At 46.7% G+C, this 1,532-nt stretch carries 1 protein-coding gene; it reads right to left on the bottom strand.

The genetic code is table 11. The annotated features are described in order from the left end of the window. Window positions 1-208: 208 nt before the first annotated feature. A complete protein-coding gene (locus ACXAH0_RS25060) occupies window positions 209-1,108 on the bottom strand; it encodes an alpha/beta hydrolase family protein (protein ID WP_475196000.1) in 900 nt (299 codons plus the stop codon). Window positions 1,109-1,532 lie beyond the last annotated feature (424 nt).

The following is a 1,532-nucleotide window of genomic DNA, read 5'->3' as shown; positions in this document are numbered from 1 at the left end:
GTCCACAAGGCAAACAACATCACCGTGCCGTTGAAACGCCTCGCCGCCGTCGCCGGAAACCACATCCACAACTTATGCGACATAACCCGACTGCTAAATCCAAACGACAGGCTCGACAAACAAAATCCGGAATATCAATTCCAATTCAATTTTCCCGGACAGTAGTGACTATTACCAATAGTGTAACATCTCAGCGAGAATGATCAGACTATTCAAGCAGAAGCCACTCCAAGGTATTATCAGCAACACTTTCAACTGCTGATATTCCAATAGCAGCGCCCATCCTGTGGCCTACGTTTAGTTCTACTTGGTCACTCTCACCAATGTGTCGGTGTGTGAAAGCCTGCGCATTCGTACTTGTTGACCATCGATCTCTGCTACCAGTGACTACCAGCAACCTACCTTGAAATTTCTCTATTTCACGCAATGTATCAATAGCTTCCAATCCGCGAAAAAAATCACGTTTGAATGCCCGCAGTCTGCCAGTGGCTCCAACCCAAGACACAACCTCATCAGGATCAGCATTAAGGCCTCTCTGGTATATCGCTTCTCCCATGCTGCGCCTGTAAGTAGTTAGAGCGTTTGTTTGAGGTGCCCAGAGAACGATAGACTTGATTGGTCTGATTTCTGCGAGACGGGAAGCTGCTGAAACAGCTATTAAAGAACCTTGGCTATGCCCTATTATGCTGATATTCTCTGCATCAAAGCGTTCTTGTTCGGACATCCACTTAATCGCTGCAATGGCTTCTTCGATTCGACGTTCAAGAGTCATGTCTACATAATGGCCTTCTGAACCTCCGCGCCCACCGGTACTAATACTAAGGCTTGCAACACCCAGTTCGGCAAATATTTTTGCTGTATGTTCAAATAAGCCTTCTACACTTCCCTTAATCTGAGCGCCCTGCCTATTTCCACTCATGCCGTGAAGAAATAGTACTACCGGCATTCCATTCATTCCTGTTGGGACGGTAAGTGTACCAACAACTTTTCGGCCATCTAAAATATATGTGATGTTTTCTCTGGAAATGCTGTGTCGTTCTGCCGAGTACGATGAGTGAGCCGTCAGCACAATAAACAGAACCGAAAAAGTAAAAACCAAAAGCCGCAAAACCCGAACCCCATTTGATAGTAGAGCAGCAGCTTAACGATGACCTGCGGCATCAGTAAGGCAAGACGACTTCAGAATAGAATCAGCCGAAACTCATGGAAATCATCTGAAGGAAACCTTCAGGGAAAAATGCCGTTTTGATGGCGAAACCAACAAGCAAAGCGGCAAACCAATAAAGTGGATTGTACCAATAAATCTTCATGCATCCAGTATGCCATATGTCCATATTGGAATGCGAATTTACAAACGCTTGAAGTCACACACCCGCACTGGCATTAGGCTACGGAACGCCGTGTCCGTCCGGTGAATCCGATCTTCATGGCGGCGCCGCGCTCTGTTACGCTGCTTTTGCAGCGTAACACCAAGGCATGAGTTCGTTGATGCGATTGATCTTGTGGTCGGCGATTTGTGTCAGAACCCAGGT

This window comes from Roseibium sp. AWQ4_290 (assembly GCF_056160985.1).
The sequence above is the reverse complement of the archived record's forward strand: the minus strand, read 5'-3'. Positions and strand labels throughout refer to the sequence as shown.